The 21,615-nt window shown below is 71.2% G+C and carries 15 protein-coding genes; 9 read left to right on the plus strand and 6 right to left on the minus strand.

The window, feature by feature from the left end; all coding sequences use genetic code 11:
* Positions 1–2: 2 nt before the first annotated feature.
* From ACSRUE_RS18275 to ACSRUE_RS18285, 3 genes are all read right to left on the minus strand, one after another.
* Positions 3–1,979: a multicopper oxidase family protein gene (locus tag ACSRUE_RS18275; protein WP_441292105.1), complete on the minus strand. Its 1,977-nt coding sequence runs from the start codon at positions 1,977–1,979 to the stop codon at positions 3–5.
* 365 nt (positions 1,980–2,344) lie between these two features.
* On the minus strand, positions 2,345–3,433 hold the full coding sequence (gene xylF, locus ACSRUE_RS18280) for a D-xylose ABC transporter substrate-binding protein (protein WP_441293103.1): 1,089 nt from the start codon (positions 3,431–3,433) through the stop codon (positions 2,345–2,347).
* A gap of 77 nt (positions 3,434–3,510) precedes the next feature.
* Positions 3,511–4,860, minus strand: coding sequence for a glycoside hydrolase 5 family protein (locus ACSRUE_RS18285; protein ID WP_441292106.1), 1,350 nt, complete (start codon positions 4,858–4,860; stop codon positions 3,511–3,513).
* 694 nt (positions 4,861–5,554) lie between these two features.
* Here ACSRUE_RS18285 and ACSRUE_RS18290 point away from each other — a divergent pair.
* Positions 5,555–6,682 carry a sterol desaturase family protein gene (locus ACSRUE_RS18290; protein WP_441292107.1) on the plus strand — a complete coding sequence of 376 codons (1,128 nt, stop codon included), beginning with the start codon at positions 5,555–5,557 and terminating at the stop codon, positions 6,680–6,682.
* Here ACSRUE_RS18290 and ACSRUE_RS18295 read toward each other — a convergent pair.
* Positions 6,629–10,573 (minus strand): serine/threonine-protein kinase, encoded by a 3,945-nt coding sequence (locus tag ACSRUE_RS18295; protein WP_441292108.1) that lies wholly within the window; start codon positions 10,571–10,573, stop codon positions 6,629–6,631. The two genes, ACSRUE_RS18290 and ACSRUE_RS18295, sit on opposite strands and share 54 nt — an antisense overlap.
* A 1,481-nt stretch (positions 10,574–12,054) precedes the next feature.
* On the opposite strand from ACSRUE_RS18295, the gene ACSRUE_RS18300 reads away from it, so the two are divergent.
* The 5 genes from ACSRUE_RS18300 to ACSRUE_RS18320 all read left to right on the plus strand — a co-directional run bounded on the left by ACSRUE_RS18300 (position 12,055) and on the right by ACSRUE_RS18320 (position 17,678).
* Positions 12,055–13,551, plus strand: coding sequence for an amidase (locus ACSRUE_RS18300; RefSeq protein WP_441292109.1), 1,497 nt, complete (start codon positions 12,055–12,057; stop codon positions 13,549–13,551).
* A 408-nt stretch (positions 13,552–13,959) separates the two neighbouring features.
* The gene (locus ACSRUE_RS18305; protein WP_441292110.1) at positions 13,960–14,637 is read left to right on the plus strand and encodes a hypothetical protein; all 678 of its coding nucleotides are present in this window, start codon (positions 13,960–13,962) and stop codon (positions 14,635–14,637) included.
* Positions 14,638–14,947: 310 nt separating this feature from the next.
* Entirely contained in the window at positions 14,948–16,069 is a 1,122-nt protein-coding gene (locus ACSRUE_RS18310; protein WP_441292111.1) for an ADP-ribosylglycohydrolase family protein, read from the plus strand.
* 157 nt (positions 16,070–16,226) lie between these two features.
* Entirely contained in the window at positions 16,227–17,078 is an 852-nt protein-coding gene (locus tag ACSRUE_RS18315) for a helix-turn-helix domain-containing protein (RefSeq protein WP_441292112.1), read from the plus strand.
* Positions 17,079–17,183: 105 nt separating this feature from the next.
* The gene (locus ACSRUE_RS18320; protein WP_441292113.1) at positions 17,184–17,678 is read left to right on the plus strand and encodes a VOC family protein; all 495 of its coding nucleotides are present in this window, start codon (positions 17,184–17,186) and stop codon (positions 17,676–17,678) included.
* Between the two features lie 53 nt (positions 17,679–17,731).
* Here the strand turns inward: ACSRUE_RS18320 and ACSRUE_RS18325 are convergent, their stop codons facing one another.
* Entirely contained in the window at positions 17,732–18,340 is a 609-nt protein-coding gene (locus ACSRUE_RS18325; protein WP_441293104.1) for a response regulator, read from the minus strand.
* A gap of 1,141 nt (positions 18,341–19,481) precedes the next feature.
* On the opposite strand from ACSRUE_RS18325, the gene ACSRUE_RS18330 reads away from it, so the two are divergent.
* The gene (locus tag ACSRUE_RS18330; protein WP_441292114.1) at positions 19,482–20,405 is read left to right on the plus strand and encodes an undecaprenyl-diphosphate phosphatase; all 924 of its coding nucleotides are present in this window, start codon (positions 19,482–19,484) and stop codon (positions 20,403–20,405) included.
* Here the strand turns inward: ACSRUE_RS18330 and ACSRUE_RS18335 are convergent.
* Positions 20,387–20,566 carry a hypothetical protein gene (locus tag ACSRUE_RS18335; protein ID WP_441292115.1) on the minus strand — a complete coding sequence of 60 codons (180 nt, stop codon included), beginning with the start codon at positions 20,564–20,566 and terminating at the stop codon, positions 20,387–20,389. The genes ACSRUE_RS18330 and ACSRUE_RS18335 overlap by 19 nt on opposite strands.
* Positions 20,567–20,825: 259 nt before the next feature.
* Between ACSRUE_RS18335 and ACSRUE_RS18340 the strand changes: the two genes are divergently transcribed.
* Both ACSRUE_RS18340 and ACSRUE_RS18345 read left to right on the plus strand, forming a co-directional pair.
* The gene (locus ACSRUE_RS18340; RefSeq protein ID WP_441292116.1) at positions 20,826–21,230 is read left to right on the plus strand and encodes an RNA recognition motif domain-containing protein; all 405 of its coding nucleotides are present in this window, start codon (positions 20,826–20,828) and stop codon (positions 21,228–21,230) included.
* A gap of 114 nt (positions 21,231–21,344) precedes the next feature.
* On the plus strand, positions 21,345–21,530 hold the full coding sequence (locus ACSRUE_RS18345) for a hypothetical protein (protein ID WP_012238616.1): 186 nt from the start codon (positions 21,345–21,347) through the stop codon (positions 21,528–21,530).
* The last annotated feature ends 85 nt before the right edge of the window (positions 21,531–21,615 follow it).

Below are 21,615 nucleotides of genomic sequence, written 5' to 3' on the forward strand. Positions count from 1 at the left end.
GGCTACCGCCCCGGGATGTCGTCCGGCGTCGAGCCGATCTGGTAAGGCCGCATCATCTCGTTGTCTTCATGCTCGAGGATGTGGCAGTGCCACACGAACCGGCCAGGGCTCTCGAACACCATCTTGATGCGCGTGATCTCGAACGGCAGCGCGACGACGGTGTCCTTGCGGCCCTCCTCCCCGGCCTCCGGCGGGCGCGGGGCGCCGTCGAACGGCTGGCGATCGACGATCGCGAAGTGGACCTCGTGGACGTGGATGGGGTGCGCGTCGACGGTGAAGTTGTAGATCTCCCACACCTCGGTCGATCCCAGGGCCGGGTTCTCGGTGATGGGATCGTGCCAGAAGAGCGGCCTCGCCGCGCGGGAGCCCGGAGGAGGCTCCAGCGTGCCCAGCGCGGCCACGCTCAGGCCGGCGTCGGGCCGGAGCGCGGAGCTCAGGTCGTTCAGGGACACCTGGCGCACGAGCGCCGCATCTCCGAGGGGGGCGAGCCGCGGCAGATCGAGCCGGTGCGGTGGCGTGCTCGAGTCCGCGCCCGTCGCCGGCACGACGCGGAACTGCATCACCTGCCCTGTCGTCGCCGGATCGGCGGCGGTCTGCGGGCCGCCGGTGAACGGCGCGTCCGGACCGAGGTTGAGGAGGACGAGCTCGGCGCCGGCGCGGACGCCGCTGAAATCCACGATCACGTCCGCGCGCTCGGCCGGAGCGAGCAGGAGGGTTCCGCGCTCCACAGGGGAGGGGAGGAATCCGCCGTCCGAGCCGATCTGCCAGAACGGGAGGCCGTTATCCATCTTCAGGATCAAGAACCGCGAGGCGCTGCCGTTCAGGATGCGGAAGCGGTACCGCCGCTGCTCGACCTCGAGATAGGGCCACGGCCGGCCGTTGACGACGATGACGTCGCCGAAGAACTCCGGGACCCAGATCGGCGGGATATCGCCCTTCGGGATGTACACGTCCGCGAGCTCGCGGGCGAGCCCGCGCGACGCTGGATAGAAGAGCGACCCGTCGTCGTTGAAGGAGCGGTCCTGGATCAAGAGCGGGATCTCGTACACCCTCGCTCCTGGGCGGTCTCCCGGTCGCGGGGCTGGTCCGGGCAGGACGCCCCGCGGCAGATCGTCCGGCCCGCCGCGGAGCAGGTAGAAGCCGGCCGGCCCCGCGTAGACATTGAGCCGGGTGATGCCGAGCGCGTGGTCGTGGTACCAGAGCGTCGCGGCCCGCTGTTCGTTCGGGTACTGGAACACCGCCGCGCCCGGCTCCCACAGGTCGCCGAGCGGCGACGTGCGCCGGTAGTAGTCGTAGAAGGTGCCGGTCGCCGCGTACCCCTCGGGGATGTCGGTCGCCGCGGGGAGATACCAGGCCTCGGGATAACCGTCGCTCTCCTGCCCCATCCTGGCCATCCCGTGGAGGTGCGTGACGATCGGCACCGGGCCCCGGTACGGTCCTGGCGGGCAATCGCCAGGGAACGCGGGCCGGCTGTCGCGGCCCTGCGCCCCGCCGGGCGGGTTGGCCCAGTGCAGGGTGGGGTCGACGGGGAGCAAATGAGGGAGGAAGCGGCCGGTCGATGGGTCCCTGAGATCGTTGATCCACTTCACGCGCACCGGCCTGCGGTACGTCGCCTCGATGGTGAACGCCGGATAGGCGAACGTCTCCGGGTGATGGACGGAGCCGTAGCTCCAGACGGTCGTCGGGGGCAAACCCAGCTCGGGTGGCAGGATGTGCTGCTCGATCTGCCGGACGGCGATCTCGTAGGCATCGCGACCCGCGCTGCCCGCGCCGAGCCCCGTGGCCAGGGGCATGACCTGCGGGATGAGCAACCGGCGCGTGTACCTGGGGATCGCGGCGCCGGAGAGGGTCGGGGCCGAGCCCGGGACGGCCGGACACACACCCACGGCCGCATTCACCACGCCACCTCGCTGGAGCGCCGTGAGCCCCGTCTCGGCCGGACCGTGCTTCCGTGGCCGTCGTCGCTTGATGGAGGACATCGCGTCTCCTTGCCTCGCGCGGCGCTGCGAGGGCGCAGCATCATGACCAGCGCACAGCTCCGGTCCACGCAGGAAGCTCCGGATTCGAGGAGCCCCTGGATCACGGAGGATCGCCGTGACCGAAACGCCCCCGGCGACGCGCGGCGTTCAGCCGTGCGGAGCGGGGTTGCCTCGGACGATGCGCGGCCCGGGGGCCGTGGTCGAGAGGGGATGTGGCGTGCCGGTGGCTCTCCGGGCGAAGAGCTTCATTGAGGATCGCGGCCGTCGAGACGGGCGCAGATGGGGCAGGGGCGGACCCGACCCGGCGGCTGGCCGCCTCGCGGCGGCCGGGGCGCTCGCCGGGCCTGGGATGTCCAGCTAGGGGCCTACTTGGCCGGCCACTGGTCCTTGGGGAGGTCCTTGTAGACGTCCTCGACCTTGTGGAAGCCGTCCGCGATCACCGTCGAGGCGAGGTTGTCCTTGTCCACGGCGATCGGCGTGATGAGCACGCTCGGGACGTCCTTCTTGCCGTTGTTGACCGTCTGCGTCTTCTCGCCGACGGGCTCCTTCTTCGCCAGCTTGACGGCGAGCTCGGCGGCCTTCTCGGCGAGCAGCTTGAGCGGCTTGTAGACGGTCATGCTCTGGGTGCCGGCCGCGATCCGCTGGCAGGCGGCGAGCTCGGCGTCCTGGCCCGAGACGCCGACCTTGCCGGCGAGCTTCTGCTCGCCGAGGGCCTGGACCGCCGCGCCCGCGAGCCCGTCGTTCGACGCGACGACCGCGGTGACGCTGTTGTTGTTCTTCGTGAGGGCGTTCTCGGTGATCTTGAGCCCCTCGACCGGCTGCCAGTCCTTGGCCCACTGGTCCGCCACCGTCTTGATGTCGCCCTTGTCGATGAGCGGCTTCAGGATGTTCATCTGCCCTTCGCGGAAGAGCTTCGCGTTGTTGTCGGTCGGGGAGCCGCCGATGAGGATGTAGTTCCCCTTCGGGAACTTCTTCACGAGGGCATCGGCCTGGAGCTCACCCACCTTGACGTTGTCGAAGGACACGTAGAGGTCCAGGTCGGAGTCGAGGATGAGCCGGTCGTACGCGATGACGGGCACGTTCTGCTTGTGCGCCGACTCGACGATGGTGGCGGTCGTCTTGGCGTTGTGGGGCACGACCACGAGCACGTCGACGCCCTGCGTGAGCAGGTTCTCCGCCTGCGAGTTCTGGAGGGCGTCGTCGCTGTTCGCGGACTGCACGAGCACCTGGGCGCCGAGCGCCTCGGCCTTCGCCTTGAACAGGTCGCGGTCGCGCTGCCACCGCTCCTCCTTGAGGGTATCCATGGAGAAGCCGATCGTGATCTTGTCTTTCTTCTTCTCCGGGCCCTTGGCTTCCGCACCCTTGGCGGCTGTTGCCTCGGACTTGCTCGCGCTTGCGCCGCCTTCATCCGGCTTCGAGCAGCCGGCCGAGAACGCGAGCGAGAACAACGCCATGAGAAAGGTGGAGCGACGAATCAAGGTGACCTCCGCGTGAGATGAATGGGATAGGGGCTCTGTTATGGCCGCCGGCGCTACTGCGTCGAGTTGAGCTGGTCGGCGTAGCTCATGATAAGATTCAAGGTTTCCGTGTCGTCATCGTACACCGAGTACCACCCCTGGAGCTCATGGGGCGGATCGCCGATGTAGTCGTTCCCGAGGAGCCAGTAGTCGTTGCCGTCGTCCGACGGCCTCCCGGTCCCGGCCCAGGCCCAGAAGTTGACGCCGGCGAGCTCCGGGTTCTCGACGACGGCGTCGAACATGGTGGCGTAGTACTCGTTCCGCTTGGCGGCGGGCGACGAGACCGGCTCGGACTTGTCGTCCCGGGCGAGCCCGAACTCCTCCACGACGATCGGCTTGTTCAGCGCCCTGGCGTGTGCGAGCTGCGCGTCGATGTACCCGTTGCTCTTGGTGATGGCGGCCAGGAGCCCCTTGTCGGCGGCGCTGTCCATCGGCAGCGACGGGTCGTACCACTCCCAGTTCTCGGGCCACACGTGGAAGGTGAGGTAATCGATGCCGGGCACGTCGTGGAACGCCCTGTAATCGCTGTTGGCGTAGTCGCCCCAGTTATAGGACAGGTCGCCCTCCGACCCGATGGAGACGAGGTGGTTCGGGTCGATGTCCTTGATGAACTTCGCGTTCCTCTCGACCCAGAGCTTGAAGAGCGGGCCCCAGCCCTTGAACGATCGCGGCTCGTTCCCGAGCTGCCACGCCATGATCCCCGGATGGTCCTTGAGCTTCTCGATCAGGACCTTGGCCCGGCTGAAGTAGAACTCCTGGGCCTTCTTGTTGCAGAAGAACAGCGACGAGAGATCCATCTGGTCGGGCCACGGGTTCGTGTTCGGATCGAGCGTGCCCGAGTGAGGGATGGCCCACTCGCCGATCGCCACCGCCTGGCAGTCCTGGCCTGTGCCCTCCTGGAACCGGATCGAGCCGGCGAACGGCACGTGGTGGTCCGCCGCGAGCAGGGCAGCGCCCGTCGTGGGGTGGGTCAGGCCGACCTGGTACGCGCTGAAGTCCTCTCCGCAGGAGAGGGCCGGCTGCTCGTGAGCCCACTTCATGTACTGGGGCATACCGCCGGACCAGTGCCAGAAGTCGTTCAGGGTCATCACCGCCTTCATCCCGCGGCCGTGCATCTCGTCGAGCACCGTCACCAGGTTGTCGGCGAACGCCTCGAGCTGCGCATCGGCGCACGGTTTGTCGGACGATGCCGGAAAGATCCGTTGTGGGCCGTACTGCTGATCGTTCTGCTGCGCGGCGGGGATGTCGCCCTCGCTGAGCGCCATGATCCTGAGGTTCAGGGCGCCGTGGGCCTCGAGGATGTCGAGCTCGGTGCGCAGGCGCTCGCGGCTGATGTAGGGAGCCGACCAGAAGTTCGTGCCCATATACCTGTACGGTTTCCCGTCGAGCGTGAGCTTACTACCTTCGGCGCGGACGTAGCACTTTTCCGGTTGCTGGGCGCAGTCGAGCTCCTGGCCGCCGCCGGTTCCGTCCCCGCCGCCGGTTCCGTCCCCGCCGCCGGTGGCGTCGCTTCCGCCGGTGGCGCCGCTTCCGCCGCCGCCGGTGGCGTCGCTCCCGCCGGTGGCGCCGCTTCCGCCGCCGCCGGTGTTGCCGGACCCGCCCGTGCCGCCGGAGGGCGCGGGGTCCGCCGGGTCGGAGGAGGAGCACGCGGCGAGGGAGAGCAAACCCAAAGCGAGCAAGACGGTCTTCTTCATGGTCGGTTCCTTATGTGGTTCGAGTGTCGTTCCTCACGGATCGCCGAGCCCTGCCGCCCGGAGCGCGCGTCCGGTTCGCAGGGATCTGCCGAGCTGCTGCGCCGCCGTCGCGGGGCGGCATCGCCGGCGGCAGCGGTGAGCTCCCCCTGATTCCGCGACGATACAAATCTCCGCTCCGGGTGGTCGGTCGCGCGCCGGCGTGGCTCGTGGCAGACCACTTAAACGGTTCAGCGTCAACAGGGAAGAGGTCGGCTGGTGTGGCGCCTTTCGCGTGGTGCGTCTCCGGGCGCGCCGGGAGAGGTCCACGCTAGACTGGGCGGACGCGAGCCGATCCGCCGCGCGGCGGCTCCATGGAGGACGGGGGATGTCGCCGAGCTTGATCCTGTTCGCGGTGCCGGCCTTCTTCGCGCTCATCGGCGTCGAGCTCTGGCTCTGTCGCCGCCGCGGGCGCCGCGGCTACCGCTTCTCCGACGCGCTCGCCAACCTCGCGTGCGGGGTCGGGGAGCAGGTCATCGTCTCCGTCGTGAGCGGCGGAGTCCTCGTCTATCTCTTCCTGTTCGAGCGCGCCGCGCTCGCGCGGCTGCCGGAGGGCGCCTTGTGGAGCTGGGCGGCCTGCTTCGTCGCGGTCGACTTCTGCTACTACTGGGCGCACCGCGCGAGCCATCGGGTGAACTTCATGTGGGCCGCGCACGCGGTCCACCACCAGAGCGAGGACTACAACCTCTCGGTCGCGCTGCGCCAGAGCTGGCTCCAGCGGGCCTTGTCCTGGCCGTTCTTCTGGCCGCTCGCCGTGCTCGGCTTCCCCACGGGGATGGTCGTCACGACGTATACGCTGAACATCCTCTATCAGTTCTGGATTCACACGCAGCTCGTCGGCCGCATGGGGCCGCTGGAGTGGGCGCTGAACACGCCATCTCATCACCGCGTGCACCACGGCGTCGACTCCGCGTATCTCGACAGGAACCACGGCGGCGTGCTCATCGTCTGGGATCGGCTGTTCGGCACCTTCTGCGCCGAGGGGGCGCCCCCGCGGTACGGCGTCGTTCAGCCGCTGGCCAGCTTCAGCGCGCTGCGCGCCAACGTCGACCCGTGGCGGAGGCTCGCGCGGATGGCGGCGGCGGAGCCGCGCCTCTCCGGCAAGCTGCTCGTCTGGTTCCGGCCGCCGGAGTGGCGGTCCACCGCGACTTCGCCCGACGAGGGCCCGCTGCGCACCGACCCGGATTACGTCCTTCACGACGTGGCGCGCCCCCGCCGGGCGCGCGCGCTCGCCGCGGCGCTCTTCCTCGCGGCGCTGCTCGGCGCGATCGCGTACCTCCACGCGTCGCCGGGCATGGCCGCGGGCCCGCTGTGGGCGGGGGCGGTCGTCCTCCTCGCGGCGCTCGCGGCGGTCGGAGCGCTGCTCGACGGGCCGAGCCTGCCGGCGCCGGGCGCGGCGGCGCTAGACGCCTCGTCGTCCCGTGGAGCCCCCCTCGTCGACCCACGCGCGCGCTAGCTCGAGCGTGCGTGCGTTCTCCTCGACGCGCTGGAGGAACTGCTCGCGCCGCGCGGCGTCGTCGAGCTGGGCGGCGACGTCGAGGAGCCTCGTCCGGGCGTGCGCGATGGCGGTCCGGGCCGCCGGGAGGTCGCCTGCCGCGAACAGCGCCTCGGCGTGGACCACGCGGGCGAACGCCGAGCCCTCCTCGACCATGCCCAGCCGGTCGAGCAACGCGACCGCCGCGCGCGCCTCGGCGAGCGACTCGGAGGCCTCGCCGCGCGCGAGCAGGACGGCCGCCAGCGTCGCCCGCGCCAGCACGACGAGCGGACCTATCCTCTCCAGCTGCGCCACGGCGCGCCGGGCCTCGGCCTCGGCGCCGGCGAGATCGCCCGCGCGCATCAGGCAGCCGGCGAGGTAGGTGCGCGACGCGCCCGCGAGCCGGCAATCCCCCTGCGCCTCCAGGAACACGATGGCCTTCATCAGGGCCTCGCGCGCCTCGTCGAGCGCGCCCAGGCGGCAGAGGGGCGCGCCGAGGGTGCTCCACGCGACCGCCATGCAGCCGTCGAGGCCCATGCGCTCGGCGTCCGCGAGCGCGGCGCGGAGGATGGCCTCCGCCTCGGCGTACGCGCCGAGCTGGTGCTCCTGGAAGCCGAGATCGAGCCGGCCGAAGCAGGCCAGGCGCAGGTTCCCCGCGCGCTCGTGGGAGGCGACCGAGCGCGCGAACAGCGCCCGGCCCGAGCCGTGTCGGCCCGCGTACAGCTCGCGCCAGGCGCGCTCGCGGAGGACGACCCCGCTCACGGCCGGGTCGTCGCAGAAGCGCTCGGCCGCGGCGTCGATGAGCGCCTGGAGCGGCGTGGCGTGCGCGTAGAGGCCGCTGATCGTCAGGTAGAGCGCCGTCCCCGCGGACGCCGCCAGGAGCGGGCCCGTCGCGCCCTCTCCGGTCCAGGCGTCCGCGAGATCGCCGCTGAGGCTGGCGAGGCGGTCGTGCTGCCCCAGCCGGGCCAGCACGACCGCGGCCTCGCGCACGGCGGCGTACCAGGGCGCGCTGCGCCGGGGCAGCTCCTCCACCGCCATCGTCGCCCAGCGCGCGGCCTCGACGAGCTCGCCGCGCCAGTGGTGCGCCTCGGCCCGGTGCAGGAGGACCTCGCCGCGCGCCTCGCCGCTGATGCCGAGCTCGATGGCGCGCCCGGTCCACGAGAGCACCACGACGAGGTCGTTCGCGGCGAGCGCCTGCGCCGCGGCCTGATGATAGAACGCGGCGGCGCGCAGCGGCTCGCCGCCCCGATCGAAGTGCTCCGCGATCACCGCGGCCGAGGGCTCGGCCGCGCGCTGGAGCCACTCGCCGGCGAGCCGGTGGCCGAGCGCGCGATCCTGGTCGGTGAGCATCCCGTAAGCCGCCTCGCGCACGAGCGCGTGGCGGAAGACGAGCTCCCGCTCTCCCTCGAACCTCGCCTCGTCGCGCGCGCCGATCCATTCCAGCCGCTCGAGGCGATCGAGGTGATCCGCGAGCCCGGAGACGCCGCCGGGGCCGCCGAGCAGCGCCTCCACCGCGCCCCGCCAGAACACCCGCCCGAAGATGCTCGCCGCGCGCAGCACCTGCCGCGCCGCGCTGTCGAGGCGCTCCAGCCGGGATTGCACCATCGCCAGCACGGTCTCCGGAAGCGCGCCCTGGCTCCCCTCGGACGTCGCCCGGATGAGCTCCTCCAGATAAAACGCGTTGCCGTCGGCCTGCGCCACGAGCTGCGCCACGGTCTCGGCGCTCACCCCGTCGCCGAGGACGTGCCGCACGAGCCGCGCGCCCGCCCGGGAGCTCAGCTCCTTGAGCCGGAGCTCCTGGAGATCCCTGTGGGCCCAGAGCCCTGGGAACAGCGTGTACACCTCGGGGCGCGCCAGGGCGAGCACCAGGAGGGGCTGGTCCACGAGCCGGCGCAGGGCGTCGTTGATGAACTGGACCGTGGGCAGGTCGCCCCAGTGCAGGTCCTCCAGCACGAGGAGGAGCGGCTGCGCGGCGCACGCGGCGGCGGCGAAATCGAGCCAGGCCCTGCGCATCTGATCGCCCATCAACGGGGCGTCCTTGCGGGCGGCGCGGAGGGGCGCGCTGTCCTCGTCGGGGAACGGCGTGCCCAGGAGCTCGCCGAGGAACTCCGCCACGCGCTGCGCGTCGGCCGCGCGGACGCGCTCGGTCACCCGCGCGAGCAGCTTCTCCCGGCGCGCCTCGATCGGCTCTCGGTCGCGGATCCCGCACGCGCCCTGGAGGGCCTGCCGCAGCATCCCGAACGGGGTGCCCTTGCGGAGCGGGTCGCCGCGGCCGATCCAGACCGCGACGGGCTCGTCGCGCTGCCGGACGCGGCGGATGATCTCGTAGGCGAGGCGCGACTTGCCCAGCCCCGCCGGCGCGGTGACGAGCACGGCGCGCGCCCGCGACTCCTCGATGCACCCGGCGAGGAGGGCCTCGAGGGTGGCCACCTCCCAGTCGCGCCCGACGCAGGCCGTGGGCTTGCCGAGGAGCATGCGCGCGCCGCGGGCGAGCGGCTCTTCTCCCCGGAGCCACAGGCCCGCCTCGGTCTCGACGACCTCGAAGCGGGCGTCGAGCAGCGCGGCGGTCACCTCGTCGATGCCGATGGGCGTCCCGCGTCCCGCCGCCGGCGCGCCCGGGAGCGCCGCCGTGGGCTGCGCCAGCATCCGGACGGCGCGGTCGATCACGTCGCCGACGGGCCGGCCGCCCGTGACCTCCACGCGGCCGGTCGTCAGGACCACCGGCCGGTCCACGCCGGCGGCGCGGAGCAGGAGCGCGCAGCGGGCCGCCTGCGCGGCCTGATCCGTCGCCACGCCGGTTCCCAGGAGGATCACCAGGATCGACCCGTCCGCCATGAGCTCCAGGCACGCGCCGAGCGCCTCGATCTCCCGGCGCAGCTCCGGCGACACGACAGCGACCACCGCCTCGGGGTCGGCCCGGCCCGGGGAAGCGGCGAGCCGCGGCCCGGGCCCCATCAGCGCCACCGAGAGCACCCGCCGCTCCTTGTGGGTCAGCGAGGACTGGCGGCGCCGGTTCGAAGGCGGCGGCTCCAACGGCGCGCGCGCCAGCGGGGAGACGCCCATGGCCTCGAGCGCCGCGGCGATCTCCGCGCCGTCGCGGGGGCGGTCGTCCGGGTTCTTGGCGAGCATCCGGGCGCAGAGCACGTCGAGGGCGGGGGGGACGCCGGGGCAGAGGGAGCTTATCCGCGGCACCTCGTCGAGGAGGATCTTCGCGAGGACGGCCATCAGGTGAGCCCCGCAGAAGGCCGGCTGGCCGGTGAGGCACTCGAACAGCACGCAGCCGAGCGCGAAGACGTCGGCGCGCGTGTCGACGTCCTGCCCGCTCCGGGCCTGCTCTGGCGCCATGTACGCCGGGGTGCCGACGAAGGCGCCCGTCCGCGTGAGCCGCGTGGCCTCGGGGACCCCGGCGATGCCGAAGTCGAGCAGCTTCACGCGCGCGGCGTCGCCGTCCACCAGGAACAGGTTGCTCGGCTTGAGATCGCGGTGAACGATGCCGCGCGCGTGGACCGCCGCGAGCGCGGCGGCGGCGCCCACCGCGAGCGAGATCGCCTCGTCCACGGTGAGCACCCGGCGCTGGAGCCGCTGCTCGAGATCCTCGCCGTCGAGCCACTCCATGGCGAGCCACGGCGCGCCCGAGGCGCCGAGCCCGTGCGCGACGTAGCGCACGATACCTGGGCAGGAGAGCTCTGCGAGCACCCTGGACTCGCGAGAGAGGCGCGATTCATCGCCGGATTTCTGTTCGTCGAGGCACACTTTGACGGCCACGACCTCGCCCGAGCGCCGATCGACCGCCTGGAAGACCGCCCCCATGCCGCCGGCGCACGCCCGGCCCACGATCTCAAAGCGGCCTCCGAGCACTTCCCCTGGTTGCATCCCCTCGAGTATCGGCGTCCTCGGCCGTGAAAGTCCACGGCGAGCGCCGGGGCTGGCCGCCGAGGCCGACATGGGGGCAGGTGCGGAGCGTCGCCCCCGTGTCCGTGGCCAGCTTCACCGCCGTCCGTCCAGCAGGGGCGAGGAGCCATTGGGCGATTTCTTGTGACGGATTCTGCGTCCTCTCTCCCCTCAAGGCCTGTCTCGGTTCCCCGAGACCGGTGTTCCGATCCTCCGCAAGCGGCTCAGATCAAGTGACGACTTCTCTGACATGGGGGGACGACGTGTGCCGGCGCGCGCTGGCGTGTCACGCGGCGCTTGGCTCTGCAGCATCGCCCCGCCGGGGGCGAAGCCGGGTCGACGTGGACGAGCGTCCGCAGGCTGTCGAGTAGGTACAAGGAGGCCCCTTCGACGGGTGCGTGAGCTGTTGATTGGGTGTCGCTTTCCAAGGAGAGCGGAAGACGTGGTTCTAAAGAATGCTCTCCCACCGTAAGCGGCAGGCCTCCGCTGACCGTCGGCTGCCCGAAGCGCCTTGAACGACGCGGGCCCGCCCCGGGCAGCGGTCACCTCGACGAGCGTGCCCCTCTGCCCCTCGTTGGGCGACGGGCAACGCCCCGTGCCAGATGGACAGGACCGACGCCGCCCCGCCCCCGGCGATACCAGCTCGCGCCCCGAGCGGTTTCCGCCATGACGATGTCAACCGGTCACAAGGCTGCTCCGTCGCTGCCGGCGAGGCGCCGCCCCGTCAGGTGCACGCGGGTGCACGGTGCGTGCCAGCAAGCCGCGCTGCAGCGGCCAGAGGGGCTAGCGGGGCCAGAGCGGCTAGAGCTAGACGTGGAGCACGAGGGAGGCAGCGGGAATCCCAAACTATTCAAAAAAATCGAACATCAACTTGCCACCGAACCCCGACTTGCTATATCTTACATGAAGTATGATGCGCCTAGCTCTCGCATATTCTTCATCTTTGTAGCAGAGCCACTGCATTCGAGGCGCGCTTCTTCTGTCTCTGTGTCACCTGCTTGGCTGGTAAAAAGCCACGAAGAATCTCTGCTCAAGGCCGCTGTACATCCTCGCTGAATTGCTCTCGACGAACCGTCGAGATGGCGCGGGCCAATGGGTTCGCTGAAGTGGTTGGTGTTGTCATCGTCACGGTATGGCGATTCGTCCGGAGCGACGGGCGCCATCACATGGCCTTGAACGAGCGGAGCGCGACGATCCCATGCCTCGTCGCGCTCCGGTCCGCTGTACTCGTGGGATTCGGGATCGAGGCTCCGAATCGGCACCCGACGGTGGAGGTTCATCCGGCATAGGGTTTCTGAAGTGAGAGGGAGCAGTCCATCGTGAACAAGAACATTCTATCTGGCGCTGCCTTGGTAGCAGCCATTTTCGTTGGTGTTGCCGCAGGGGCTCCCAGCACCACCTATGGTGCGACCGCCTCCGTCGGCGTTCCCGCCATCGACGTATCTGAGCTCACGATCGCGAAGGTGCAGTGGGCGTACCTGATGCGCCGTTACACGGCGGAGGCGCTGACGAACGCCTATCTCTCGAGGATCGCGCAGTACGAGTCGTCCTACAACGCGTTCACCTCGTTGAACCCGAACGCCGTCGCGCAGGCGCGCGAGATCGACAGGAAGCGGAGGAACGGCGTGGCCCTCGGCCCCCTGGCCGGGATCCCCGTTGTCATCAAGGAGTCGATGGATCACGTCGGCTTGCCGTCGACGGCGGGCTGGGCTCCGCTCAGCTCGCAGGTCGCCGGCGGTGTCGATCTGCTCCCCATCAAGAACTCCGTCGTCGTCGATCGGTTGATCGCCGCCGGGGCCATCATCCTCGGGAAGACGAACATCCCGGCCTTCAGCGACGACGGCACCCGGGCGAACAGCAGCTGGGCGGGGCCCACCTACAACGCCGTGGACCCGACCCTGGTGCCCGGGGCGAGCAGCAGCGGCACAGCCACGGCGGTGGCCGGCAACTTCGCCGTGCTTGGCCTCGCGGAGGAGACGGGGGGATCCATCCAGAACCCTGCGGCCGCGCAGAGCCTCGTCGGAATCAAGCCGACGTTCGCCCTCGTCCCCACGGCTGGCGTCGTGCCCCTGGCCGCCAGCACGAGGGACGTGGTGGGCCCCATCGCGCGGACTGTCCGCGACGCCGCCATGGTGATGGATATCCTCGCGGGCTACTCCCCGGAGGACCCCAAGACGAGCCTGTCCAATGGACACCTGCCCGTGGGGGGCTACACGAGCCAGCTGAGCAAGACCGCCCTCTGCGGAAAGCGAATCGGCCTGTACGGCTCAGGGTGGCGCAACGGCGGCCTGTCTCCCGAGACGCAAGCGCTGTACGAGCAAGCGATCGAGGAGCTGGAGGATCAAGGCGCGATCGTCGTCGAAGATCCCTTCGCCGGGAGCGGCTTCGCCGATCTGGCCTTGCCCGATGAGCCCTATGACATGCGCGGGACGGAGTCTGTGGCCTACGACTTCCAGCGTTACCTCAAGGGGGTCAAGGTCGGCGGGACCATCGTCGGCTCGATCGACGGATTGGCGTCCTTCACGGGGATATCTCCGTTCGATCCCGTCGGCGGGCCGCTGTCCTGGTACGTCGACAAGCTCCCCGTGCTGGCCGCCTCGCTGCTCGTCCCCGAGGTCGCGCCCGATCTGTCTGGCTTCTGGGCCCTGCGGGACCAGTACGTGAACGTCTTCGATTCCGTGATGGCGACGCACGATCTGGACGGCCTCGCGTTTCCGCAGACCTATGACACGCTGCCGGAGCTCTGTGGCTCGGACACCTATCCCGCGACGACGGAGTCCGCGATCAACATCGCGGGCTTGCCCGGGGTGGTCGTGCCCGCTGGTCAATACAGCGACGGGGCTCCCTTCAGCCTGATCTTCGTCGGCCCTCACTGGAGCGAGGCTGAGCTGCTGGGGTTCGCCTACGATTACGAGCAGGCGACTCAACACAGGATCGAAGCTCAGCTGACCACGTGGTGAGCTCGCGCCTCGCACCTCCGGCGCTGCCCGAGGCGCGAGGGACGAGCATGGGCGGCGCGGCCCTCACGGGCCGCAGCCGGCGCGCTCGTACCCGAGAGCGAGAGCGTTGAGCCCGCAGGCCGTGGGGTGAACGGGGCCCGGCGGGCGGCCAGAGGTCGGCCGGGCTTCGACGCCGCCAGGCTCGAGGCGCGCGCGGACGCTCAGCCCTCATCGTGGTGACGATGCCCTCCGGAGACGCCAGGAAGCTGGCGGCACAACCGGAGGACGGTGCCAGCGCGTCAAGGCGCACGCTGGCACATCCGCGGCACAGGTCGCGTGTTGCACCGTCGTTTTGCCGTGGTTTTGGTCTGCCATCAGGTTGGCGCTGGTCGTGCAGTGGTGGACGCCATGACGACGAAGAACGCTTCCATGCTGTTGGTCCTGGCGCCCCTCCTGCTGGCCGCCTGCGACGTGAGCTTCATCGAGGGCGCGATGAACGACGGCGGCGCGAACGACCCCGCCGATCCGCCGCGCGAGAGCGGCGCGAACGACCCTGCCGATCCGTCGATCGGGAGCGGCTCGATCGACACTGCGGGCAGCGGCAGCTCCGGGGGCGCCGCTGCGCCAGGTGATGCGTTGCCGGCTGTCGCCTTGACGCGCGCTCAGATGGAGGTGCTCTGGGACCGGTACTGGGAGAGCCAGGGTGACGTCGGAGGCAGCAGCGGGTCGGGCGGCGGCGGTCCGGCGCTCGATCCCAACGACCTCTTTCTTCGTGCATCGGATCTCGGTGTCTCGTGCGGCTCCCCGACCACGCATCTCACCTGCGGCGGGCACTGGGCGCTGAGCATCGTGTTGCCCAGCGCCTACCAGCAGGTCGGCGTCTACGATCTCGAGGATCCCGCGCTCGTCAGCTATAGCCACATGAGCGAGACGGGCGAGCCCTACTCGCCGCGGCCGGACGACTGCCCGTGGGGCGGTGGGTCGTTTGGACCGGGCACGCTCGAGATCCTCTCCATCGACGAGGCCGAAGTGCGCTTCCGTCTCGGCGTGGGCTCGCTCTGGGAAACGGATCCGAGCGGCGAGTACACCGCTCCGCGCTGCCCCTGAGGCGCAGGCGTCCTGGGGGGCGGGCTCGGCGATGGTCGCTTCGCTGAGCTCGCCGTCGGTGCTCGGAGCACATTGGAGCTGGCAGGCTCGAGCGCTTGGCGCCGGCGGGCGTAGCCAGGCACGCGCGCGGAGCGCCGAAGACGCCGAGAAGGGCCTGGTTCCGGAGCGGGTTACCACGGCTCTCGCGACACGGTGTCGATCAGCCTGTCGACGGGCTGCCATCCTGGCAAGCCGCCCTCCTGGCCAGGGTGGGTGAAAGCGCGGCTCTCCGCCGCGCTCTCCGGGCACGGAACGTGAAGCGCGTGCTCGCATGGCCATCGAGACGATACCCATCGATCGCGAGGACCGCCTCGCCGGCGTCCTCCTTGGGACGGCGGTCGGCGACGCGCTCGGCTTGCCCAGAGAGGGCCTGTCGCGCCGCCGCGCCGCCCGCCTCTTCGGCGCGTCGCCGCTCGAGCACCGCTTCGTGCTCGGCCGCGGGATGATCAGCGACGACGCCGAGCACGCGTGCATGACGGCCCAGGCGCTCCTGGCCGCGCCGGAGGACGCGGCGCGGTTCGCGCGCGCGCTCGCGTGGCAGCTCCGCGGCTGGCTCGCCGCGCTGCCGGCGGGCGTCGGGTACGCCACCTTGCGGGCGATCCTCAAGCTGTGGCTCGGGTTCTCTCCGGAGCGGAGCGGCGTCTTCTCCGCGGGGAACGGCGCCGCGATGCGCGCGCCGATCCTGGGCGCGGCCCTCGCGCTCAGCCCTTCGCGCATCGATTCCATGGTGCGCGCGTCCACGCGCCTCACGCACACCGATCCACGCGCCGAGGAGGGCGCGCGGATCATCGCGCTCGCGGCCGCATATGCCGCGGTGCGCACGCCGGAGCAGGTGAATCCGGCCGAGCTGCTCGCGCTGCTCCGCGGGCGCGTCGCGGACGAGGAGCTCCGCCGCAGGCTCGACCGCGCGGCGGAGCTCCTCGGCCAGCGCGCCTCGGCGGAGGAGTTCGCCGCGGCGATTGGGCTCCAGGAGGGGGTGAGCGGGTTCATCGTCGACACGGCTCCAGCGGCCCTGTTCTGCTGGCTCGCGCACCCGGGCGATTTCCGGCGCGCGGTGGAGGACGTCATCCTGCTCGGCGGCGACGCCGACAGCACCGGCGCGATCGTCGGTGGCCTCGCGGGCGCGGCGCTGGGGGCGCGCGGGATCCCCGGAGCCTGGCTGGATGGGATTGCCGAATTCCCGCGGTCGGTCGCGTGGATGCGGCGGCTCGGCGCGCGGCTCGCGCGGGGGTTCCGGGGCGAACGGGAGCAGGGCGTCGCGGCGGGGGAGGAGCGAAATGCCGGAGCGGACGGGCCTCTCGGCCTCTTCTGGCCCGTGTTGCCGCTGCGCAACCTGGTCTTCCTGGTGCTGGCGCTGGGGCACGGATTCCGGAGGATGCTGCCGCCCTATTGAGCTCCGAGCGCCCCTCCACGAGACCGCTCCCGGAGCCGTGCGCGCGCTGGCTCGATGGAGCAGGGCGTCTGCTCGACCGCGGTACGGCTCGATCGGAGCGGCCTTTACGCGCCGCGCGTCCTCGGCCATGGCATGCTGTGCCTCCACGGGCCGCCCCATGCGCTTCGTCACGTACACCCCGCCTCCCCCCCTCGGCCGCTTCGTCCGCCTGCTCTGGTACTACGCCGCCCCCGAGCTCCCCGACCTGCTGGAGCGCGTGCTCCCCAGCGGCGCCATGAGCCTCCTCATCAACCTCGCCGAGGACGAGCTGCGCTGGTATGACGGCGCTGCCGAGCACGGCGCTGCCGAGGGCGGCGCCGCTCGCTGCCACCGCCTCTCCGGCATCGCCGTCTGCGGCGCCCACGCCGAGCACTTCGCGATCGACACGGCGGAGCAGCGCGCGATCGTGGGCGCGGAGCTCTCCCCGGGCGGCGCGGCGCCGTTCTTCGGCCTGGACGCCGCGGCGCTCGGCGGCGCCCACGTCTCGCTCGACGCGCTGTGGGGCCGCGAAGCCGCCCTCGTCCGCGAGCGCGTGCTCGAGGCGAAGACCCCCGAGGAGAGGCTCCGCGCGCTCGAGTCCGCCCTCGCGTCGCGGCTCCTCCGCCCGCGTGCGCCGCTCGAGCGCGATCCCTCGGTCGATTTCGCGCTCGCCGCGTTCGCGGACCCGTCCCGCGCGTGGACCGTGGCCGACGTGACAGGGCGGCTCGGGATGAGCTCGAAGCGGTTCATCCGGAGCTTCACCGAGCGGGTCGGCCTCACCCCGAAGCGTTATTGCCGTGTGCGGCGCTTCCAGCAGGCGGTCTCCGCGATCGAGCGCGGCGAGCGCGTCTCCTGGGCGGGCGTCGCGGCCGCGTGTGGCTATTACGACCAGGCGCACTTCATCCACGACTTCCGCGCGTTCGCCGGCCTCACGCCCACCGAGTACGTGACCAGGCGCCGCGAGCGGAACCATGTCCCGCTCGACGGCTGACCACCGGCGATGGCTGCGATGGCTGAGCCGGCGCTGGCCGAGCCGGCTCGGCAGGCCGGCATGTTTTTACAATACCCGCTCCGGTCGCGTGGGCATCCTTCGCGCATGACCCTGCGACCGCACCCCATCGCCCCGCCCCCGTACCACGCCGTCGTGCCGCACCTCGTCGTCGCCGGCGCGCCCGACGCCATCGCGTTCTACAAGAAGGCGTTCGGCGCCACCGAGAAGCTGCGCCTCGCCGACCCGAAGCTCGGTGGCGCCATCGTCTGCGCCGAGCTCGTGATCGGCGACTCCGTCATCAGCATCGCCGACGAGGCCCCCCAGTGGAACGCGCGCGGCCCGAAGGCGCTCGGCGGCTCACCGATCGTCCTCACGCTGAACGTCGAGGACCCCGACGCGGTCGCAGCGCGCGCCGTCGAGGCGGGGGCCAAGATCATCTACCCGATCGCGGACCAGTTCTACGGCCGGCGAGAGGGCAGGGTCGAGGACCCGTTCGGGCACCAGTGGATCCTGTCGGCCGTCATCGAGGACGTCTCGGTCGAGGAGATGCAGGTGCGCATGGCGAGGTGGTGGGAGGAGCAGGGCCCGAGCGGCGCCTGACCCGCTCCGCGTCGGCCGCGCCGCCGCCCGCGGGCGCCGGCGCGGCCGCAAGCTCACCGAACCCATCGCTTCCTGGCGCGGAGCGCGGACACGGCGGCCCTCGCCGGCTCCGGCTCGTGCGGCAGATCGTGCGGCGTGGCGCCGCACGTGACGCAGGCCTCCAGCCTCGTGGATCTCGGCGCGTGCGACGACTCCGGCGCCATCCCGGCGTCGGGCCAGCCGCACGACACGAGCTCGCTCCCGGCGTCCGTCGGCGTGAGCGAGTCCGCCATCGAGTGGACCGAGCGCTTCATCTCGGTGAGGCGCGCCAGCTGAAGGACGAGCGCCGTGAGCCGGGCCGGATTGAACGGCTTGAGCAGGACGTGGTGATACACGGCCTCCTTCGAGCGCGTGTACTCCTCGGCGCCGGTGATGAGGAGACAGCTCGTGAACACGGGCATGTTCGCCACCCTCCGGAGCAGCTCGTCCCCTTTCATCCCGGGCATCACGACGTCGGAGCAGACCAGGTGAAACTCCCTGGTCTCGAGCAATACGAGCGCCTGCTCCGCCGACGTACATTCCACGACGTCGACGTCCCCGGAGAGGACTGCAGAAATGGACCTCAGCGCCCTCTCGTCGTCGTCGACGACGAGGACGCAATACCTTCGTCGGGAAGACGAGATCGTGGCGCCCCTGTGCTGACCCTGCGAAGAGGTGCGATGGGCTCTTGCGATCGATGACACGGTGCTGCCTCCCTGCGACGATCGCGGGCCCGCATCTCCTGCCGCTGTGCCGCGGAAGTGCGCGAGCGCGCTTGCGTGGTGTCGATGGCCTGCACGGCGGGACCCCCCGGCGCCGACGGCCTCTTCCATCGAGGTGTACACGACGATGTTTGTTCGAGTCAACCGCGCAACATGCCCTCTCGACAGGCCAACACGAAGATCTCGAGTTCCGTTCGACCTGCTTGGATGGTGCCGCGGAGGCACTCGGGACGTCGAAGATGCAACGCGAACGGCCCAGCTCAGCGCGGCCGCGGGCGCGCGCCTCGGCTCACGGTCGCGATACACGGCGGAAACAACTGCAACTTGTTCGAATCTTCACATCGTTAGTGTGTGAGGTGCGGTGCTCGCGGTGCCCTTCTTTTCTTCTTCGCACGGCCGGCACTTACGGGCTGATCGGGGCTTCCCTGTTTCTGTCGGGACTTCCCCTGTCCCAGCTGCCCTGTTCGTGTGGAGCTGGCGTTTTCGTGCTCTGCAGCTTGCGTCGGCCGGTGCGAGCGCCCGCGTCGGACCGCGGGGCGAACTGCGGCAGCGACGGGCAGGTGTCTCCAACACGACGGTTGAGCCCGCCGAGCGCTGGCTCGTGAAACGGCTCCTGCTCGGGGCGAGCTAGGTCTGCGGCGATTACCGCTGTGCTGGCGCCCTCTCCGCTCCTTCGCCCAGGGGAGCGCCGACTACGACCCTTTCCTCCGCGTCCTCCACGCGCGGCCAGGCGCGGCCGCGCGTGGCCAGACGCGGCCGCGCGTGGCTCCGGGACGCGCGGGTCTTCGCGTTTTGCGAGGCCATCGCCGGCGAGATCGTCCCCGCGAGGGCGACGCGCGCCTCGCGGTCGAGCGTGCCCCCGCAGACAGCGCCCTGGCCCCGGCGCCGATCGCCCACGTCGCTGGCGGCGCGGCGCTCGGAGGGCCCTGCCTCCACGGGAGCTCGCGCCGACGGCCGGCGCTCTCCGCCGCGCCGCCGCGGCCGCGCCGCGATCCCGCCACGCAGCCCGATCCCGTGCGCGCTCTCGCGCACCTCTGGCCCGCGTGAGGGTAGACTCGGCGCAATGTTCTGGTTCGATGCCGTCCTGCTCGGGGTCCTCGAGGGGCTGACCGAGTTCCTTCCCGTCTCGTCCACCGGTCATCTCATCCTGCTCGGCGCGTGGCTCGGCCACCAGAGCGAGGCGGCGAAGACGCTCGATATCGTGATCCAGCTCGGCGCGGTGCTCGCCGTCGTCGTCTATTTCCGCGAGCGCCTCTCGACCACCGTGCGCGGCATGGTCCGGCGGGATCCGGACAGCCTCCGCCTCGCGCTCGCCCTCGCGTTCGCGTTTCTCCCCGCCGCCGTGATCGGCCTGCTCTTCCACAAGGCCATCAAGGCGCACCTGTTCGGGCCGGGGCCCGTCGCGGTCGCGCTCATCGTCGGCGGCTTCCTGATGATCGGCGTCGAGTCGGTCCGCCGCCGCCGGCCGGATCAGGGCGCCCCGCGCGTCGAGGACGTCACGCTCCAGCGCGCGCTCGCGATCGGCTTCGCGCAGTGCTTCTCGCTCTGGCCCGGCGCGTCGCGCTCGATGACCACCATCGTCGGCGGGCAGCTCTCCGGCCTCAGCACCGCCGCGGCCGCCGAGTTCTCGTTCCTCCTCGCCATCCCCACGCTCGGCGCCGCGACCGTTTTCGATCTCGTCAAGAACGGCCGCGCCTTGCTCGACGCCCCCGGCGGGATCGTGGCGCTCGTGGTCGGGCTCGCCGTCTCGTTCGCCGTCGCCCTGCTCGTGATCGCGGTCTTCCTGCGTTACCTGAAGCGTTATGGCCTCGCGCCGTTCGGCTGGTACCGCGTGGCGCTCGGCGCCCTCGTCCTCTGGCTCTGGCTCGCCAGCCGCTCCGCCCCCGCCGAGGCCGGCGCCGCCGCGGCCTCACCCGCGCCGCGGGGGGACGTCGCGGCCGCAGCGGACGCCCTCGCCCGCACCGGCGATCACCCGAGCCGCCCGTAAGCATGCAGCCAGCTGGCGCGGCGCGGCGAGCAGGAGGCCGCGTGGAGCTGGCGCGCGCGAGGCGCGAGGCGCGCGGTGACCTCGACCGCGGTGGCCGCGGTGACCTCGACCGCGGTGGCCGCGGTGACCTCGACCGCGGTGGCCGCGGTGGCCCCGACCACGGACGGCCCGCTTGCGAAAGACGGCGGATCGGGCTAGGATGCTTCTTCTCACGAACGTCCCTGGCCCTCGATACGACGCTTTCCTGTTTCCCTCTCGTGAGGGAGCCTGCAGCTCGCTCGGACGACTGGACGACGCACCGTGTGACCGCGCGGGAGTTCCGCGCGGCACGTCTCCGTTCGATCCGTTACGGCTTCGTCGGATGGCAGGCCGAGAGCGCCGCAGCGGCGCACCAGAAAGCCGTAAAAAAAGCAGGATGGCATGGGAAATCGTCTCTACGTAGGAAACCTTTCGTTCAGCACCACCCGCGAGACCCTCGAGTCCGCGTTCGCCGCGGCCGGCGAGGTCCGTGAGATCGCGATGCCGACCGACCGCGAGACGGGGCAGCCGCGCGGCTTCGCGTTCGTGACCATGGGCTCGGCCCAGGCCGCGAACAGCGCGATCTCGCAGCTGAACGGCGCGGTCCTCGATGGCCGTGCGCTCAAGGTCAACGAAGCGCAGGAGCGCCCGGCGCGCGGCTTCGGCGGTGGTGGCGGCGGCGGCTTCGGCGGCGGCGGCGGTGGTGGCTTCGGCGGCGGCGGTGGCGGCTTCGGCGGCGGCGGTGGTGGTGGCCGCGGCGGTCGCGGCGGCTCCGGCGGCCGCGGCGGTCGCGGCGACCGCTACTGACTGATCGCGGGCGCGGCGCGGCGCCGCTCGTGCGCCGCGCCTGCGCCTTCAGGACGCACCACGAGGTGCCGAAAGACGCGCCGTCCGGAGGCGCGCTGAAAGGCCTGGCTCCCTATGCAGCAGAAACAGGCAGCAATGAAGCGGCAAAAAGAGCGCGCCCGGCAGGAAAAGCAGCGCGAGAAAGACGCGAACCGCCTCGCGCGCCGCAAGGAAAAGGGCCCCGGTGATGGCGGGACGCCGGGCGAGGATCCGGACATCGCAGGGATCGTCCCGGGGCCACAGCCTCCCATCACCGAGTGAAGCGTTGAGAGTGAAGCGCTGAGCGCGAGCCGAGGTGCGGACTGCGCCCGGGACGCCGCTCGCGACGTACGCCGTCCCGGGCGAT

Source organism: Sorangium sp. KYC3313, assembly GCF_052075895.1.
GTDB lineage: Bacteria > Myxococcota_A > Polyangia > Polyangiales > Polyangiaceae > Sorangium > Sorangium cellulosum_B.

What these genes read in the sequence shown, in the direction of transcription:
- ACSRUE_RS18275 (WP_441292105.1), bottom strand. Translation starts at nt 1,979, where the DNA reads ATGTCCTCCATCAAGCGACGACGGCCACGGAAGCACGGTCCGGCCGAG.
- xylF (WP_441293103.1), bottom strand. Translation starts at nt 3,433, where the DNA reads ATGGCGTTGTTCTCGCTCGCGTTCTCGGCCGGCTGCTCGAAGCCGGAT.
- ACSRUE_RS18285 (WP_441292106.1), bottom strand. Translation starts at nt 4,860, where the DNA reads ATGGGCACGAACTTCTGGTCGGCTCCCTACATCAGCCGCGAGCGCCTG.
- ACSRUE_RS18290 (WP_441292107.1), top strand. Translation starts at nt 5,555, where the DNA reads ATGTCGCCGAGCTTGATCCTGTTCGCGGTGCCGGCCTTCTTCGCGCTC.
- ACSRUE_RS18295 (WP_441292108.1), bottom strand. Translation starts at nt 10,573, where the DNA reads ATGCAACCAGGGGAAGTGCTCGGAGGCCGCTTTGAGATCGTGGGCCGG.
- ACSRUE_RS18305 (WP_441292110.1), top strand. Translation starts at nt 13,960, where the DNA reads ATGCTGTTGGTCCTGGCGCCCCTCCTGCTGGCCGCCTGCGACGTGAGC.
- ACSRUE_RS18310 (WP_441292111.1), top strand. Translation starts at nt 14,948, where the DNA reads ATGGCCATCGAGACGATACCCATCGATCGCGAGGACCGCCTCGCCGGC.
- ACSRUE_RS18315 (WP_441292112.1), top strand. Translation starts at nt 16,227, where the DNA reads ATGCGCTTCGTCACGTACACCCCGCCTCCCCCCCTCGGCCGCTTCGTC.
- ACSRUE_RS18320 (WP_441292113.1), top strand. Translation starts at nt 17,184, where the DNA reads ATGACCCTGCGACCGCACCCCATCGCCCCGCCCCCGTACCACGCCGTC.
- ACSRUE_RS18330 (WP_441292114.1), top strand. Translation starts at nt 19,482, where the DNA reads ATGTTCTGGTTCGATGCCGTCCTGCTCGGGGTCCTCGAGGGGCTGACC.
- ACSRUE_RS18340 (WP_441292116.1), top strand. Translation starts at nt 20,826, where the DNA reads ATGGGAAATCGTCTCTACGTAGGAAACCTTTCGTTCAGCACCACCCGC.
- ACSRUE_RS18345 (WP_012238616.1), top strand. Translation starts at nt 21,345, where the DNA reads ATGCAGCAGAAACAGGCAGCAATGAAGCGGCAAAAAGAGCGCGCCCGG.